Annotated in this window: 17 protein-coding genes, 1 tRNA gene and 1 pseudogene; 10 read left to right on the forward strand and 9 right to left on the reverse strand. The window is 66.6% G+C overall.

Annotation, left to right across the window (positions count from 1 at the left end):
* From QRN63_RS18750 to mspA (QRN63_RS18760), 3 genes and pseudogenes are all read left to right on the forward strand, one after another.
* Positions 1-98, forward strand: a pseudogene (locus tag QRN63_RS18750) (MspA family porin); the annotation flags it as partial.
* A 138-nt stretch (positions 99-236) separates the two neighbouring features.
* On the forward strand, positions 237-872 hold the full coding sequence (mspA, locus tag QRN63_RS18755) for a porin MspA (protein ID WP_285032213.1): 636 nt from the start codon (positions 237-239) through the stop codon (positions 870-872).
* Positions 873-1,026: 154 nt separating this feature from the next.
* A complete protein-coding gene (mspA, locus tag QRN63_RS18760; protein WP_267316619.1) occupies positions 1,027-1,665 on the forward strand; it encodes a porin MspA in 639 nt (212 codons plus the stop codon).
* Between the two features lie 68 nt (positions 1,666-1,733).
* Here mspA (QRN63_RS18760) and mscL read toward each other — a convergent pair whose 3' ends face one another.
* From mscL to QRN63_RS18780, 4 genes are all read right to left on the reverse strand, one after another.
* A complete protein-coding gene (gene mscL / locus QRN63_RS18765; RefSeq protein WP_285032214.1) occupies positions 1,734-2,144 on the reverse strand; it encodes a large-conductance mechanosensitive channel protein MscL in 411 nt (136 codons plus the stop codon).
* Positions 2,145-2,282: 138 nt separating this feature from the next.
* Positions 2,283-2,948, reverse strand: coding sequence for an SAF domain-containing protein (locus tag QRN63_RS18770; RefSeq protein ID WP_267315636.1), 666 nt, complete (start codon positions 2,946-2,948; stop codon positions 2,283-2,285).
* 64 nt (positions 2,949-3,012) lie between these two features.
* Complete coding sequence (locus QRN63_RS18775) at positions 3,013-3,324, reverse strand: FmdB family zinc ribbon protein (RefSeq protein WP_267315635.1); 312 nt, start codon at positions 3,322-3,324, stop codon at positions 3,013-3,015.
* 267 nt (positions 3,325-3,591) lie between these two features.
* Complete coding sequence (locus tag QRN63_RS18780; protein ID WP_285032215.1) at positions 3,592-4,167, reverse strand: 5-formyltetrahydrofolate cyclo-ligase; 576 nt, start codon at positions 4,165-4,167, stop codon at positions 3,592-3,594.
* Between the two features lie 135 nt (positions 4,168-4,302).
* Between QRN63_RS18780 and QRN63_RS18785 the strand changes: the two genes are divergently transcribed.
* The 7 genes from QRN63_RS18785 to QRN63_RS18815 all read left to right on the forward strand — a co-directional run bounded on the left by QRN63_RS18785 (position 4,303) and on the right by QRN63_RS18815 (position 10,656).
* On the forward strand, positions 4,303-5,217 hold the full coding sequence (locus QRN63_RS18785) for a UTP--glucose-1-phosphate uridylyltransferase (protein WP_267315633.1): 915 nt from the start codon (positions 4,303-4,305) through the stop codon (positions 5,215-5,217).
* Between the two features lie 86 nt (positions 5,218-5,303).
* A complete protein-coding gene (gene glp / locus QRN63_RS18790) occupies positions 5,304-6,542 on the forward strand; it encodes a molybdotransferase-like divisome protein Glp (protein WP_285032216.1) in 1,239 nt (412 codons plus the stop codon).
* 3 nt (positions 6,543-6,545) lie between these two features.
* Complete coding sequence (locus QRN63_RS18795; protein ID WP_267315631.1) at positions 6,546-7,199, forward strand: GNAT family N-acetyltransferase; 654 nt, start codon at positions 6,546-6,548, stop codon at positions 7,197-7,199.
* A gap of 194 nt (positions 7,200-7,393) precedes the next feature.
* Positions 7,394-8,578 (forward strand): divisome protein SepX/GlpR, encoded by a 1,185-nt coding sequence (gene sepX, locus QRN63_RS18800; protein ID WP_285032217.1) that lies wholly within the window; start codon positions 7,394-7,396, stop codon positions 8,576-8,578.
* A 50-nt stretch (positions 8,579-8,628) separates the two neighbouring features.
* Positions 8,629-8,701: transfer RNA gene (locus QRN63_RS18805), tRNA-Ala, on the forward strand.
* A 396-nt stretch (positions 8,702-9,097) separates the two neighbouring features.
* Entirely contained in the window at positions 9,098-10,369 is a 1,272-nt protein-coding gene (locus QRN63_RS18810; protein ID WP_285032340.1) for a cytochrome P450, read from the forward strand.
* Positions 10,366-10,656 (forward strand): DoxX-related protein, encoded by a 291-nt coding sequence (locus QRN63_RS18815; RefSeq protein WP_285032219.1) that lies wholly within the window; start codon positions 10,366-10,368, stop codon positions 10,654-10,656. The genes QRN63_RS18810 and QRN63_RS18815 overlap by 4 nt, the downstream gene beginning before the upstream one ends.
* A gap of 20 nt (positions 10,657-10,676) precedes the next feature.
* Here the strand turns inward: QRN63_RS18815 and QRN63_RS18820 are convergent, their stop codons facing one another.
* The 5 genes from QRN63_RS18820 to QRN63_RS18840 all read right to left on the reverse strand — a co-directional run bounded on the left by QRN63_RS18820 (position 10,677) and on the right by QRN63_RS18840 (position 14,783).
* A complete protein-coding gene (locus QRN63_RS18820; protein ID WP_267315546.1) occupies positions 10,677-11,246 on the reverse strand; it encodes a TetR/AcrR family transcriptional regulator in 570 nt (189 codons plus the stop codon).
* 149 nt (positions 11,247-11,395) lie between these two features.
* Positions 11,396-11,656: an SHOCT domain-containing protein gene (locus QRN63_RS18825; protein WP_285032220.1), complete on the reverse strand. Its 261-nt coding sequence runs from the start codon at positions 11,654-11,656 to the stop codon at positions 11,396-11,398.
* A 116-nt stretch (positions 11,657-11,772) separates the two neighbouring features.
* Complete coding sequence (locus tag QRN63_RS18830; protein ID WP_285032221.1) at positions 11,773-13,023, reverse strand: MgtC/SapB family protein; 1,251 nt, start codon at positions 13,021-13,023, stop codon at positions 11,773-11,775.
* Between the two features lie 12 nt (positions 13,024-13,035).
* A complete protein-coding gene (locus QRN63_RS18835; protein WP_285032222.1) occupies positions 13,036-13,833 on the reverse strand; it encodes an enoyl-CoA hydratase/isomerase family protein in 798 nt (265 codons plus the stop codon).
* Positions 13,834-13,868: 35 nt separating this feature from the next.
* Complete coding sequence (locus QRN63_RS18840; RefSeq protein WP_285032223.1) at positions 13,869-14,783, reverse strand: lysophospholipid acyltransferase family protein; 915 nt, start codon at positions 14,781-14,783, stop codon at positions 13,869-13,871.
* Positions 14,784-14,810: the final 27 nt, after the last annotated feature.

Genomic DNA, 14,810 nt, shown 5'->3' on the forward strand with positions numbered 1-14,810 from the left:
GCGCGGCCGGTGGCGTGCTGCTGCGTCCGTTCGCTCGCCTGATCGCCAAGACGGGTGACTCGGTGACCACTTACGGCGAACCTTGGAACATGAACTAGGCCAGATCGCCAGCGCCTAGGGCTTATGCTTGGCGCCGACGACGCATTCGGGGCGGCGTCGACAGACCAGACCACCTGGTTCTGTCGACGCCGCCCTGCGTCTTTTGTCAGGACAATCAAGCCCAGAAAGTGGGAATCATGAAGGCATTCAGTCGGGTGCTGGTGGCAGCGGTCGCGGCGACCTCGTCGCTGTTTTTGGGCGCGGGTACGTCCCATGCGGGTCTCGACAACGAGCTGAGTCTGGTCGACGGCCAGGATCGGACGCTGACGGTGCAGCAGTGGGACACGTTCCTCAATGGTGTGTTCCCTCTTGACCGCAACCGGCTGACGCGTGAGTGGTTCCATTCGGGCCGGGCGAAGTACAACTGCGCCGGAAAGGGCTGCGACGAGTTCGCGGGCACCTTGGAGCTGGGTTACCAGATCGGTTTCCCGTGGTCGCTGGGTGTGGGTATCAACTTCAGCTACACCACGCCGAACATCCTGCTGGATGACGTCAACCCGACCACGTTCGTCGGTGGTGGCGGCGGCATCATCACGCCGAACCTGTTCCCGGGTGTGTCGATCTCGGCGGACCTGGGCAACGGTCCGGGTATCCAGGAAGTGGCGACGTTCTCGGTGGACGTGTCGGGCCCGGCGGGCTCGGTCGCGGTCTCGAACGCGCACGGCACCGTGACCGGCGCGGCCGGTGGCGTGCTGCTGCGTCCGTTCGCTCGCCTGATCGCCAAGACGGGTGACTCGGTGACTACCTACGGCGAACCCTGGAATATGAACTAGGCCTGAAAAGGGTATGAGTAGGAGCGCACAGCCCTTCTGCTGAGCGCCAACGACGTACTTTGGGGCGGCGTTGACAGACCGAAATGGTCCGTCAACGCCGCCCCGTCGTTTTGCCGGGCATTGACAGTGAAGAGCAAGCCCGGGAGTGGAGAAATTGACGGCGTTCGGTCGCGTGTTGATGGCAGTGTTGGTCGTGGTCTCGGCCTTGTTCCTGGCAACGGGTACGTCGCACGCCGGGGTGGACAATGAGCTGAGCCTGGTCGACGGCCAGGACCGGACGTTGACGGTGCAGCAGTGCGACACGTTCCTCAATGGCGTGTTCCCCCTCGACCGCAACCGGCTGACGCGGGAGTGGTTCCATTCGGGCCGGGCCAAGTACAACTGCAACGGTCCGGGGTGCGACGAGTTCGTCGGCGCGTTGGAGCTGGGTTACCAGATCGGTTTCCCGTGGTCGCTGGGCGTGGGTATAAATTTCAGTTACCAGACGCCGAACATCTTGCTGGACAACGTAACTCCGGCGACGCTGACGGGCCAGGGGTGGGGCGGCATCATCACGCCGAACCTGTTTCCGGGCGTGACGATCTCCGCAGATCTGGGCAACGGCCCGGGCATCCAGGAAGTCACGACGTTCTCTGTGAATGTGTCGGGCCCGGCGGGTGCGGTCGCGGTCTCGAATGCCCACGGCACCGTGACCGGCGCGGCCGGCGGCGTGCTGCTGCGGCCCTTCGCGCGGTTGGTCTCCGAGACGGGCGATTCGGTGACCACTTACGGCGAACCGTGGAACATGAACTGATCCAAGCGGTTCCAACCGCCCTACGACGAAGCACCCGGCCAACTTGACCGGGTGTTTCGTCGTGTCGGCTACTGCGTGCTATCGGTTGCCTTCGTGGCAGCCGTATCGGTTGCCTTGTTGTCGAGCAGGTCGCGGATCTGCTTCAGCAACTCCACTTCCTCCTTGATCGCGTCTTCCTTGGCGGCCCGGAACTTGCTGTACGGCAGCACGACGACGAAGTAGATGACGGCGGCGACCAGGACAAAGTTGATCGTCGCGCTCAGGACGGCATTCCAGTCCATGTAGTTGTCGCCGAGTAGGTGGACGCGCAGGATCCCGTACGAGTGATCGCCACCGGCCCCGATGCTGGAGATCAGCGGCTGGATGACCTGGTCGGTGAATGCCTTCACCAGCGTGGTGAACGCGGCGCCGATGACGACGGCGACCGCCAGATCGACGATGTTCCCCTGGGCGAGGAACGCTTTGAAGCCCTTCAGCATGACTGCCCTCCCTGTGATGCATCCTGTACCCACGAACGGTAAGACTGACCTGGGCTTTGCGCAGCAGTCGGCGGCATCCCGATCGCAACAGATGCGATCCGGTGACGAAATCGAAATTGGCCGCGGGGCAAATATCCGTCAGTGCAGGGTGACGGTGATGGCCCGGTGCAGAGCCGCCCCGGCGACGGCGTTGGCGCTGTGCCGCGGCAGGGCGACGAGTACGACGCGTTCGTCGGCGCTCGTCGGTGACTTGCGGCGTTCGGACACCAGCACCACCCGGGCGTCGCTGGCGATCACCTCGGCCGGGGACTGATCGGCCGCCGCGCCGGTGTTCTCCGGCCCGGCGAGGACGTCGACCACGTCGCCGGCGCGCAGTAGGTCCGGGAGCGCGGCGTCGGCCAGATGCAGGGGCACCATGCGGGCGTCGGGCCCGGCGGCGGCCACCGTGAGCCGGGATCCGAGTAGCCGCACGTCGGTGATGACCTCGCCGCGGCGCGCCGGGGCGGCCAGAGTCGAGCCGACCGCGGCGCTCGATTCACGCAATGCGCCGTCGGGAACGCTTGGCGCGGAACGCGATTCGACGAGGACGTCGTCGGCCGTCAAGGCCGCGCCGGGGGACAGGTCGTGCTTGGCGACGACGACGGCGACCTGTCCGTCCCGAGGGTCGGGCCGAAATTCGATGACGGCGGCGAGGACCACCAACAATCCTGCGGCCACGCGGCGTGCGGCCGTGGTTCTGGCCCAATCGGGCCGCAGCTTCTGTATCAGCCGGCCGAGCAACGGCGCGTCGAGCGAATCCCCCATGCCCGTAACGGTAGGGATTCTGCGCCGGAAGCACAGGCCGGAAGGTTTCCGGCCTGTGGATAACTCAGCTGGACGCGGCGGCGGCCGGCGCGGCCGACTTCGTGCTGCTGCTGCTCGACGAGGACGAGGAGGACGAGTCCGACGAACCGGAGCTCGACTCGCTCTTGGCCGGCGCGGCTGCGGTGCTGGAGCTCTTCGAATCGCGGCTGTCGGTGCGGTAGAAGCCGCTGCCCTTGAAGACCACGCCGACGGAACCGAACAGCTTGCGCAGCCGGCCATGGCACTTCGGGCATTCGGTCAGCGCGTCATCGCTGAATGCCTGCACCGCGTCGAACCGGTTGTCGCACTCGGTACACGCGTAGGAATATGTCGGCACGTAAACCTCCGAGGTCGTCAAACTTGTTAGCACTCTACCGGCTTAAGTGCCAAAACAGCTATTCGGTACCGGGCATTCCCCGGCCGACTCGCGCAGTGGCCTGGTGCCAGGGTCAATCGCGTCCGGGACGACGGCGGCACACATAGCATTGTGTGCATGACTCGCATCATCGCCAAGGGTGGCTGTGACAACCCGGACTGCACCTGTGAAAACTGCAACTGTGGATCGGGCTGTACCTGCGGCAAGGACTGATTTTCTCCCGCAGCTTTAAATTCCCAGCGTGACGAGGCCCGTCCGCGGGGTCAGGGCATGCGTCATCGCGATGTCGTGCGGCTCGGCGGGGATTGCCGGCAGCAGGTCGTCGTCGTACACCACCGCCACGCGCAGTGCGTCCGGCGCGGCCAACGACAGGGACCGGTCGTAGAAGCCGGCGCCGCGGCCGAGGCGGACGCCCGCACGGTCGACGCCGAGCGCAGGGACCAGGATCACACCGGCCTGCCGGATGGCGTCGGGCGGCAGATGCGGCGTGGCCGGTTCGAGCAGCCCGAATGACGCTTCCGTGAGGTGCCCGGAGCGATACCAGCCCCAGCTCAGCGGGGTATCGACGTGGGTCACCGGCAACAACACGCGGGCGCCGGCGTCGACCAGTGCGTCGAGCATCGCCGGGGAACCCGGTTCGGTGCCGATCGGCACATATGCGCACACCACGACGCCAGGGCGCACCAATTCGGGCGCCCGGCGCGCGAGGGCTTCGGCGTCCGCCAGCCTCTGCTCCGGTGTCAGGGCACGACGCCGGCGCAGGATGGCGCCGCGCAGCTCACGCTTTCCGATCTCGGGCCTCACGATGACCACCGTGTCATATTTGCTCGCGTGGTGTTGTACACCTGTCCAGGTAATAGTCACTTCGGCGTTGCCGCTGACCGCGAAAAGGCGAACCTTGGTAGGGCAGATCGTGGCAATGCCGTTATCGTGTGAACAATGACGACACAGACTTCAGTGCCGATGCCGCGTACCGCGGTGGTCCCGGCGGCTGGTCTGGGCACGCGTTTCCTGCCTGCCACCAAGACCGTGCCCAAGGAGTTGCTGCCGGTCGTCGACACCCCCGGCATCGAGCTCGTTGCTGCAGAAGCCGCCGACGCCGGCGGCGAGCGACTGGTCATCGTGACCTCGGAGGGCAAGGACGGCGTCGTTGCGCATTTCGTCGAGGACCTCATCCTCGAAGGAACGCTCGAGGCGCGCGGCAAGCACGTGATGCTCGAGAAGGTCCGGCGCGCGCCCGCCTTGATCAAGGTGGAGTCGGTCGTGCAGGCCGAGCCGCTGGGCCTGGGCCACGCTGTCAGTTGCGTCGAGCCGGTGCTGCTGCCCGACGAGGACGCCATCGCGGTCCTGCTGCCCGACGACCTGGTGCTGCCGACCGGCGTGCTGGTAACCATGGCGAAGGTCCGCGCCAAGCGCGGTGGCTCCGTGTTGTGTGCCATCGAGGTGCCCGAGGACGAGATCAGTGCTTACGGCGTGTTCGACGTCGAGACGGTGCCCGACGCGGCCAACCCGAATGTGCTGCGCGTCAAGGGCATGGTGGAGAAGCCGAAGCGCGAGGACGCCCCGTCGCCGTTCGCCGCGGCCGGCCGGTACATCTTGGACCGCGCGATCTTCGACGCGTTGCGGCGCGTGCAGAAGGGTGTCGGCGGCGAGATCCAGTTGACCGATGCCATCGCGCTCCTCATCGACGACGGCCACCCCGTGCATGTGGTGGTGCATCGCGGGTCCCGACACGACCTGGGAAATCCCGGCGGCTACCTTAAAGCTGCGGTTGACTTTGCGTTGGAACGCGACGACTACGGCCCGGAATTGCGGCGGTGGTTGGTCGAGCGATTGGGTCTTGCCGAGCGCTGAGCGCCTGACACCGGCGGTACGGTTGGCCCGCACGTGCGCGAGCATGTGGTCAGCCACGGTGTAACAGGTATCCAGAAAGGCGAGCTGTGCGTTCGGTTGAGGACCAGCAGGCCCGGGTTGCGGCCGCGGCGGTGGCGCCGCGGCCGGTGCGGGTGGCGATAGCCGAAGCGCAGGGCCTGATGTGCGCCGAAGAAGTGGTCACCGAACGCCCGCTGCCCGGGTTCGATCAAGCCGCCATCGATGGCTATGCCGTGCGCAGCGTCGACGTGATGGGCGCGGATTCCGGCGGCGACGCCGATGTCACCCTGCCCGTGGTCTCGACCGTCGCCGCCGGTGAACGCACTCCCACCCGCCTGCAGCCGCGTCAGGCCGCGCGGGTGCAGACCGGTGCGCCGATACCCACCCTTGCCGACGCGGTGCTGCCGCTGCGCTGGACCGACGGCGGCGAATCGCGCGTGCGGGTCCTGCGCGGTGTGCGGTCCGGCGCCTACGTCCGTCGTACCGGGGACGACGTGCAGCCCGGCGACGTCGCGGTGCGTGCCGGCACCATCATCGGGCCGGCCCAGGTCGGACTGCTGGCGGCGGTGGGCCGCGAACGCGTGCTGGTCCACCCGCGGCCCCGGCTGACGATCATCTCCGTCGGCGGCGAGCTGGTCGACATCTCCCGTACCCCCGGCAACGGCCAGGTCTATGACGTCAACTCCTACGCGCTGGCGGCGGCCGGACGCGATGCCGGCGCCGAGGTGAACCGCGTCGGCATCGTGGATGCCGACCCTAAGGCCCTGCGCGATGTGGTGGAGGGCCAGCTGAGCCGGTCGGAAGTCGTGGTGATCGCGGGCGCTGTCGGTGGCGCGGCCGCCGAGGGCGTGCGCGCGGTGCTCGCCGAGTTGGGGGAGATGGAGGTCGCCCGGATCGCGATGCACCCCGGATCGGTGCAGGGTTTCGGCACGCTCGGGCGCGATGGCGTCCCGGTCTTCCTGCTGCCGGCGAACCCGGTGAGTGCACTGGTGGTGTTCGAGGTGATGGTCCGTCCGTTGATCCGGATGTCGCTGGGCAAGCGGCAGCCGATGCGGCGCGTGGTGCCGGCCCGGACGTTGTCGCCCATCTCATCGGTGGTGGGGCGCAAGGGATTTCTGCGTGGTCAGTTGATGCGTGATCAGGACACCGGCGAATATCTGGTGCAGGCGCTGGGCGGCGCGCCCGGCGCGTCGCATCTGCTGGCCACCCTCGCCGAGGCGAACTGCCTGGTGATCGTGCCCACCGAGGCCGAGCAGATTCGCACGGGCGAATCGGTCGAGGTGGCCTTTCTTGCACAGCGCGGCTGATTCGTGAACCTGCTGCGTTCGAGTGCGATGCATCCTGGCTGGCCGCTGTCGGTCGGCCCCATCCGGGTGCGGGCCGGGGTCGTGCGATTGCGGCCGGTGCGGTTGCGTGACGGTCCGGTGTGGAGCCGGATGCGGCTGACGGACCGCGCTCACCTGGAACCTTGGGAGCCCGTCGGTGAGGTGGATTGGACTGCGCGCCATGCTGTTTCGTCTTGGCCGGCGCTGTGCTCGGGCTTGCGGGCAGAGGCGCGGCGTGGGCGCATGCTGCCGTATGTCATCGAGTTGGACGGTGAGTTCTGCGGTCAGCTGACCATCGGCAACGTGACACACGGAGCGCTGCGGTCGGCGTGGATCGGCTATTGGGTGGCGCGTCAGTTCATCGGTGGTGGGATCGCGACGGGCGCGCTGGCGCTGGGTGTCGACCACGCCTTCGGTCCGGTGGGGCTGCACCGGATCGAGGCGACCGTCCGTCCCGAAAATGGTCCGAGCCGGTCGGTGCTGGCGCGGGTGGGGTTCCGCGAGGAGGGGCTGCTGCAGCGGTATCTGGAAGTCGACGGGGCGTGGCGGGACCATCTGCTGGTCGCTCTGACAGTGGAGGAGATGACGCAATCGGCGTCATCGGCGCTGGTCAGGGACGGCCGAGCGACCTGGGTCTGAGTGATTTGGGCACGATTTCTCGCGGCGGCCGCGGCAAATCGTGCACAAATCGCAAATAGGACTGTGTTGCAGATGTGACATCTGAGACTGATGTGCTTGTAAGTAGCGAATTACAGGTGTGTAATTGACCCTGGCGCGTCGGCTTCGGATGCGCTGGTCACGGACCTAATCTGATGGGGAAAGGAGCCGGCGACATGCCAAGCATCCCCCAATCCCTACTGTGGATATCCCTCGTTGTGTTGTGGTTGTTCGTGTTGGTGCCGATGTTGATCAGCAAGCGCGAGAACGTCCGCCGGACGAGCGATGTCGCATTGGCGACCCGCGTGCTCAACACGAACGGCAACAGCCGGCTGCGACGCCGCAGTGGACCCGCTGCGGGGCACTACAGCGACCCGCACTGGAAGCAGGACGACGATCTCAGCGCGTTCGAAGAGGACTTCGCGCGCAGCGATGCCACCACCGACTCGATCCCGGTCGCCGATCCGGAGGCTGATGCACCGCGTGCGGTGGTGCTCGCCGATGAGGTCGTCGTCGAGGAATCGGAGTACCTCGACGTCGAGGTCGTCGAGATGGACTCCGGTGCGTTGCCGATCGGCGCCTCCGGACGCATGAAAGCCGTTCCTGAGCCCGAAACCCAGCAACAGCCAACGCTTTTCGATGAGGTCGCGACGCCTACCATGGCGATCCGGACCGTCTCCGAAGCCGACTTCGACCCCGAGGAACCGCTCACGGACGAAATGGCGGCAGCAGAGCCCGAGGCAGCGCCTGAGCCGACCACCGACGTGCACGAGGCCGTCGCGGCTGACGAGGAACGGGCCGGGGAAGCGCCCGAGCCTGAGGCCGAAGCCGAGGACGGCACCGAACACGACTACGAGTACGTCGACGACACCTCGGGCGTCGAGGCGGCATCGGAGGCCGAGCCGAAGCTGGCCGATTCGATGTCCAAGGCGCGCCGTGTCCGGTACGAGTCGAAGGCCGCCGTCGCGGCCGCCGAACGCAAGTACCGCTTCCGTAGCCGCATGCTCTCGGGCATGGCCGTGGCCATCCTGGTCACGGGCGTCGTGGCCTTCACGCTGGCGTCGAGCATGTGGTGGTGGTTCTGCGGCATGGTCAGCGCGGCTTCCGTGCTGTACCTGGCGTACCTGCGCCGTCAGACGCGTATCGAGGAGCAACTGCGGCGCCGTCGCGCCCAGCGGATGATGCGGTCCCGGCACGGCGTGGAGAACACGCAGGACGAGGAGTTCGACGTCGTCCCCTCTCGCTTGCGGCGTCCGGGCGCCGCAGTGCTGGACATCGATGACGAGGATCCGATCTTCGAACACCTGGAATACACCCGGATGGCCAGGGACTACGACCTGCCCCGAGCGGCTGGGCAGTAGCTGGTTTTCATGTGACGGACCGGTGCTGGTAGCCTTTGCTTCCGGTACAAGGGGCTATAGCGCAGTTGGTAGCGCGTCTCGTTCGCATCGAGAAGGTCAGGGGTTCGATTCCCCTTAGCTCCACAGAGATTGAACTGATCTGCTTCTGTCGGATCAGCGAGCGCTCTCGTCGGGGCTGATGCGGCAGTCGGGGATCTCAAGGCAACCTGCGTGGTCGACGATCAAGCCGGCGCCGTCGAGTCTGCGCTGAATCCGTGGAAGTCTCACGCGTGAGCTGGTGCGGGTGCGCGAAATCCGTTCTCTCACGGCGAGACAAATTTGTAGCGATGTCTCAATGGAATGCGCAGCTCCCCGGGGTGCGGGGGCTGGGCGTGCACGCCCGTTCCGTTCGGCGCCTTTCAGCTTCGCTGCGCGGCATTGACCACCCGACCCGTGGTGCCGACCCTGAGAACCATGTTCTCGGGAAAGGTGCGCTGAATCGTGAACTTTCGGCAACGGGCCGTCGGCGGCGCCACGACGATGTTCTCGCCGCTCATCGCGGCCGGACGATTGAACGTGGCCGCGGCAATCGACACCCGTAGACGCGGATATGACGGGTGGACGGGTGCGATCAACACCGCCTACGACCCGTTGGACCCGGTCGTCGCCGCACAACCCCATGCGGCCTACGACGCCTTACACCGAAGCGGGCGTGTGCACTACAACCCGCGCCGGGCGACCTGGATCCTGCACAAGCTCGATGACGTCCGGGCGGCCCTGCGCGACACCGACCGAGTGACGAGCAGTCATGGCGTAACCCGGGTACGGATGGTCGCCGATCTCGTTGTGGTCACGGATGGCGAGCAGCACAGCCGTCTCAGAAAACAGGTTCAGCCGGCGTTCACCAAAGGCGCTCTGGACAGTTGGCGGGCCATCATCGACAAGCTTGCCGCCGACCTCGTCGACGATATGATCAATGCCGGGCCCTGTGATGCCGTCCAGCGGCTGACGATGCCCATGCCGCTCCGGGTGATCGCCGCCATTCTCGGTGTGCCCGAAAGCGATATCGCCGACTTCCGCCGGTGGTCGGACGAAGCCACCCAGATCATCAACTTCACCCCCACGATGAAAGGCGTCTCGGACACGACGCGATCGTTGCGCGCCGCATTCGCGCTACGTCGCTATTTCATGCGCCAACTCGCAGACGGGCACCTCAAGGATTCGGATACCGTCCTCGGTCGCCTGCTGGCGCACAATACCGACGGTGCGTTGACCGACAGCCAGCTGTTCTACATCGCGGTACTGCTGCTGATCGCCGGTAACGAGACCACGACCAACCTCCTCGGCGGAATGCTGCACACCTACGCCCACCACCCAGAGCAATTCGAGATGATCCGCGCCGACCCCGGCCTCATCCCGCAGGCCATCGAAGAACACGTCCGCTACACCAGCCCTATTCAGAATCTCTACCGCTACACCCGGGCTGACTATCAGGTCGGCGATGTCACCATCCCTTCGGGCTCGCGCGTGCTGCTGTCCTTCGGTGCAGCCAACCGCGACCCTCTCGCCTTCGACGAGCCCAACGACTTCCGCGCGGACCGAAACCCCCGCTCCCACGTCGGCTTTGGCTACGGCCCGCACCTATGCCTCGGAGCCCCGCTCGCCCGCATGGAGGCGCAGGCCGTCCTTCGTGAACTCGTCGACCGCGTGTCCGGAGTCTCGCTGGCCGGCCCCACGACCTGGTCGACCAACAGCTCACTGCGCGGTCCCACCCGCCTACCCGTCGTTCTTCACCCGAAGCGCGCTTCATGACCGGCGGGCGCACGCGATCGGAACGATGGGCACTGCTCGCGGGTTCGGCGCTCACCCTGTCCGGCATCGCGCACCTCGCGTGTCCCCGGGCATTCGAATCGGTCAACCGGATGGCTTTCGCCGACCACATCCGACGGCACGTACTGATCAACGGCAGCATCGAAACCGGCCTGGGGCTCTTGCTGCTGAACATCCGAACCCGCCGGGCCGCGGCGCGCGCCACAGTGCTCTATCTGACCTATTTCAACGCCAGCCTGCTGTACCGGCAGAAGTTCGATTCGCCTTAGCCGCAGGAGATTTGGGTTGTTCATGGTGTCGGAGACTCGCCGAGACCCAGCGTCAGCGAGGGTCCGGCGAAGCGCTCCACCAATTCGTATTCGGTTTGTTTGTCCTTGAGGGGCCAGTACCACAGCGCGAACGTGATGCGGATCAGCCATTGCGCGGCCAGCGGGTCATGACGTCCGAGCATCTCTTCGGCCAGTGTGGCGACAAGCGGTGATGCGGTGACAGCCCCGGTGTCGTGATCGGGCCGGATATCTCCCATGATCAGCTTTCCCAGCGGTTCGGCGCGCATGCATTCCAATGCGACGACGACGGCCGTGACGATGCGCTCCGTACCCTCTTTGCCCCTGATGGCGTGCCGGATGGTCGCGATGATCCGATCGGCGAAAAGCGATATGAGGCGCTCGAGGATGACCGCCTTGCCGCCGGCCCGACGGTAGATGGTCGCGGGAGAACAGTGCAGCTTTGCGGCCAGTGCTTCGATCGTGAACGCTTCGAATCCATTGCGCGAGACGAGTTCCGAGGCGGCCGAGAGAATGCGGTCCAGCGCCTCGGCGTTGCGGTCAGCTCCGAGTACCCAGTCCTGTCGTGGCATACCCGCGAGTCTGCATGAGTGCGGATCGAAAGGACATCGGTTCCGGCGCGATGCGACGAGTTTCGTCTTGCACAACCCTGCTCGCCGCGGACGCGCTGGTCGAAGCGGTTTCGGCGTAACGGTGACGGTTGCCGGCCGGTGGGCAGGTGTCAGGTTCTCGCGTGTGCTCGGAGTACGGCCAACCTTTCGCGATACTCCGTTTCGGTGATGTCGCCGTTCGCATATCGAACGGCGAGTATCTGTTGAGCGTCGGGTTCGGCAGGGCCGGAGTAACCGCTTCTTTGGTCGCCACCGGCGACGCGGATGAGCGCGACCATGCCGCCGAGCACCAGCGCCCAGAACAGGAACATGCCGATGGCCATCCCGGCGTAACCCCATCCGCCCATGTCGTGGCCGTACCAGAACATCATGATGCGCCGCTCCTTCCGTTCTGCGGACCATCGTCGCGCAGAGACGGAGCATCTCGCTGGGGCCAAAGGGACAGTGGTGATGGGACTTTCGGCACCCACAGCCGGCCTGACACCGGTCAGGCCATCGTCAGGGCCAGGACTACGCCGAAAACCACGGCGGGCGCCGTCATTCCGGCGAGAAACCGGAGCCCGAACCTACGACCGCCGGCGGTGAACGCCAGCACGGTCTTCACGATCAGGTTGGAGCAGAGTGCGGCCGCTATTGCGAGAAGCGCGGTGTCGGCGGTGATATCGCCCTTGGCGGCCAGGCTCGCGGCGGCGACCGCGCCGGCGTGCGCATCGGCCAGACCCGCGGCGAACGCGGCGAGCACGGTGCCTCCGGCGCCGAACACATCGGCACCCCACCGCCCGACAAGCAGGGCAAGGGTGAGCACCGCGGCCAGGATCAACGCCGGCCGGAGCGCGAAGGGACGGCTCGCGGGTGCCGCGGCGGTGTCCTGTTCTGGGGTCGGATTGTTCTCGGTGTGCCGCCCGGCTCCGCGGTAGACGACGGCGGCAATCGCGACCAGCACGAGGGCGCCGGCAGCGACCGGTGGCCACAGCCGCTGGAGCACTTGGGTGTCGACCACTCCTATCACGATGAGCAGCTGCACGAAGGTGGCCAGGCTGGCCAGCAGAGCGCTGGCCAGGGGCGCGCGGACGCTCGGTGCCGTGCGGCTGAGCCGGGCCATGGACGCCGTTGTCGCGGTCGCCGAGACGAACCCGCCGGCGATACCGGTGATCAGCAGGCCACGCTCGGGGCCGAGCGCTCGAACGCCGATGTAGCCCACCCAGCCGATGCCGGTGAGCAGCACCACGAGGAGCCAGACCTTTTCCGGATTCAGGATGCCGTACGGGCCGAGCCCGCGGTCCGGCAGCAGCGGCAGGACCACGAATGCGACGACGAGAAACTTGATCGCGTCTTCCAGTTCGACCTCGGTCATGATGTCGCGGGCGAATCGGTGGATGCGGTTCTTCGAGACGAGCAGGCCGGCGACAACGACCGCGAGGGCCACAGCAAGCGCCGGCCGGGAATAGGCAAGGGCGCCAAGGAGATAGGCGACGAGTGCGGCTGTGGCCGTGGTCGTTCCCGAGTCTTCCTCGCTGGTTCGGAAGTAGGCGAGTGCGATCAGCGCGCCGACGCCGAGAAATACCGCGACGACGACCCATTGGCCGAAATCCGCGGCGACCGCGCCGGCCAGCGAGAGTAGCGCGAACGAGCGTGACCCGGCGGGGAGCCTGCGGGTGTGACTGTGTTCGCGCTCCAGACCGAGCAGCAGTCCGACGGCGAGGGCTACCAAGAAGGGCTCGATCTGCTGCCAGCTCACGACGGTGCCCGGCTAACGCGCCGACGGGAACTGCGGAGTGCGCTTTTCGCGCAGCGCCGTATAGCCCTCGACCACGTCGGGTCCGAGGAACGTCAACATCTCGTAGGCCGCGGACTGGTCGAAGATGGGGCCGGCGCTGCGGAGCCAGTTGTTGAGCGCGCGCTTGGTGAGCCGGATCGCCTGTTGCGCACCGGTCGCCAGGTTGTCGGCGATCCGGAGCGCTTCGTCCAGAACCTCTTCGCGCGGAAGGGCTTTGGCGACCATCCCGATGCGCTCGGCCTCGACACCGTCGATCATCTCGCCCGTCATGAGGTAGTACTTCGCCTTCGCGGTCCCGGCCAGCAACGGCCAGATGATCGCGGCGTGATCGCCCGCGGCGACACCGAGCTTGACGTGGCCGTCGCCGATCCGGGCGTCCTCGGCGATGATCGCGACATCGGCCAGCAGCGCGGCCACGGCGCCCGCGCCGACCGCGACGCCGTTGATCGCCGACACGATCGGTTTGTCGCAGTTGATCATGTTGTAGACCAGGTCGCTCATCTCACCGAGCATGTGCGAGACGCGGTCGTAATCACCAGCCATGCGTTCGACCATGCCCAGGTCCCCGCCGGCGCTGAATGCCTTTCCCGCGCCGGTGATCACGGCCACCCGGGTTTCCGGATCGGCCGCGACGTCCTTCCAGATGTTGGCCAGCTCGGTGTGCATGCCTTCGTCGGCGGCGTTGTACTTCTCGGGCCGGTCCAGGGTGATCAGCAGGACGCCGTTGTCGCGGCGCGTCAGAGTCAGCTGTCGGTAGTCGTTGAACGCCATGCCGCGAGCCTACGATGGCCGGCGGGCCGCCCGGTTCAGATCGCTCGGCTGACGGGCACGGGCGGCTGGGCGGCACGGGACCAGGCCAGCGGATTCAGGTTCCGGTATGGATCGTCGGCCCTGATCTCCTGCAAGTCGGTCAGGATCTGTTCCAGCGCTTGCTGAGTCGTGGTCTTGACGGTCTCGACCCACCGGGTGTGGTCGGTCGTGCCGGCCGGTGCCGTCGTGCTGATCGGTTCGCCGAACTCCAGGTACATGCGCTGCGGGCGGGGGATCAGTGTCGGCCCGATGCCACGCACCAGCGGCATCGCCATGTCAGACCGTCCGCCCAGCCGTTCGCCGATGGACTGGCTCAGCCGGCCCAGCGTGCTGTCGCGTTCGAAGAGGGGCTCGTAGACGTCGTCGCTGCCGACCAGACCGACCGGCACGATCGGGTAGCCGCTCTCGATGGCGACTCGGGCGAAGCCGCTTCGCCCGTCCCATTTCAGCTGGTATTCCTCGCCCTTGAACTTGGGCATCTCGCGTCCACCGCCGGGGAAGACCAGCACGGTCTCGTTGTGTCGCATCAGCTCTCGCGCGGTGTCGGGGTGGCCGACCACACCGCCGAACGCTGCGACCAGATCGCCGCCGAAGCCCGTCATCTGCCCCAGCGCCCGCTCCGCCAGTGGGCGAACCCGCACACCGAGCTCGCGCCGGGTGTAGTACGGCATCAGCAGTACCTCGGCGAAACCGAACGCGGTGTGATTGCCGACCAACAGGAAACGGCCGTCGCGCGGTAGCCGGTCCAGCCCGGTGACGTACGGCCGGTACAGGTCGAGCAACGGGTCGATCGCGTCGCCTGTGGCACCCAACGCGTTTCGCAGCGCGCGCACGCGTGGGGGCTGGTTCATGATCGCGGCGATCTCGTCGTCCGTGACGGTCGGCCGGCCCTGCGGCGGTCCGAATCCCATCGTGGCTCCCGTCGGTGTCGTGGTGTT

The organism is Mycolicibacterium sp. lyk4-40-TYG-92, from assembly GCF_030209435.1.
In the GTDB taxonomy this organism is placed as follows: Bacteria; Actinomycetota; Actinomycetes; order Mycobacteriales; family Mycobacteriaceae; genus Mycobacterium.

Bases quoted from the DNA above. Each gene is read 5' to 3' on its own strand.
- QRN63_RS18820 (WP_267315546.1), bottom strand. From the start codon at position 11,246: ATGCCACGACAGGACTGGGTACTCGGAGCTGACCGCAACGCCGAGGCG.
- QRN63_RS18840 (WP_285032223.1), bottom strand. From the start codon at position 14,783: ATGGGATTCGGACCGCCGCAGGGCCGGCCGACCGTCACGGACGACGAG.
- QRN63_RS18770 (WP_267315636.1), bottom strand. From the start codon at position 2,948: ATGGGGGATTCGCTCGACGCGCCGTTGCTCGGCCGGCTGATACAGAAG.
- QRN63_RS18815 (WP_285032219.1), top strand. From the start codon at position 10,366: ATGACCGGCGGGCGCACGCGATCGGAACGATGGGCACTGCTCGCGGGT.
- QRN63_RS18825 (WP_285032220.1), bottom strand. From the start codon at position 11,656: ATGATGTTCTGGTACGGCCACGACATGGGCGGATGGGGTTACGCCGGG.
- sepX (WP_285032217.1), top strand. From the start codon at position 7,394: ATGCCAAGCATCCCCCAATCCCTACTGTGGATATCCCTCGTTGTGTTG.
- QRN63_RS18785 (WP_267315633.1), top strand. From the start codon at position 4,303: ATGACGACACAGACTTCAGTGCCGATGCCGCGTACCGCGGTGGTCCCG.
- QRN63_RS18835 (WP_285032222.1), bottom strand. From the start codon at position 13,833: ATGGCGTTCAACGACTACCGACAGCTGACTCTGACGCGCCGCGACAAC.
- mspA (WP_285032213.1), top strand. From the start codon at position 237: ATGAAGGCATTCAGTCGGGTGCTGGTGGCAGCGGTCGCGGCGACCTCG.
- mscL (WP_285032214.1), bottom strand. From the start codon at position 2,144: ATGCTGAAGGGCTTCAAAGCGTTCCTCGCCCAGGGGAACATCGTCGAT.
- QRN63_RS18810 (WP_285032340.1), top strand. From the start codon at position 9,098: ATGTTCTCGCCGCTCATCGCGGCCGGACGATTGAACGTGGCCGCGGCA.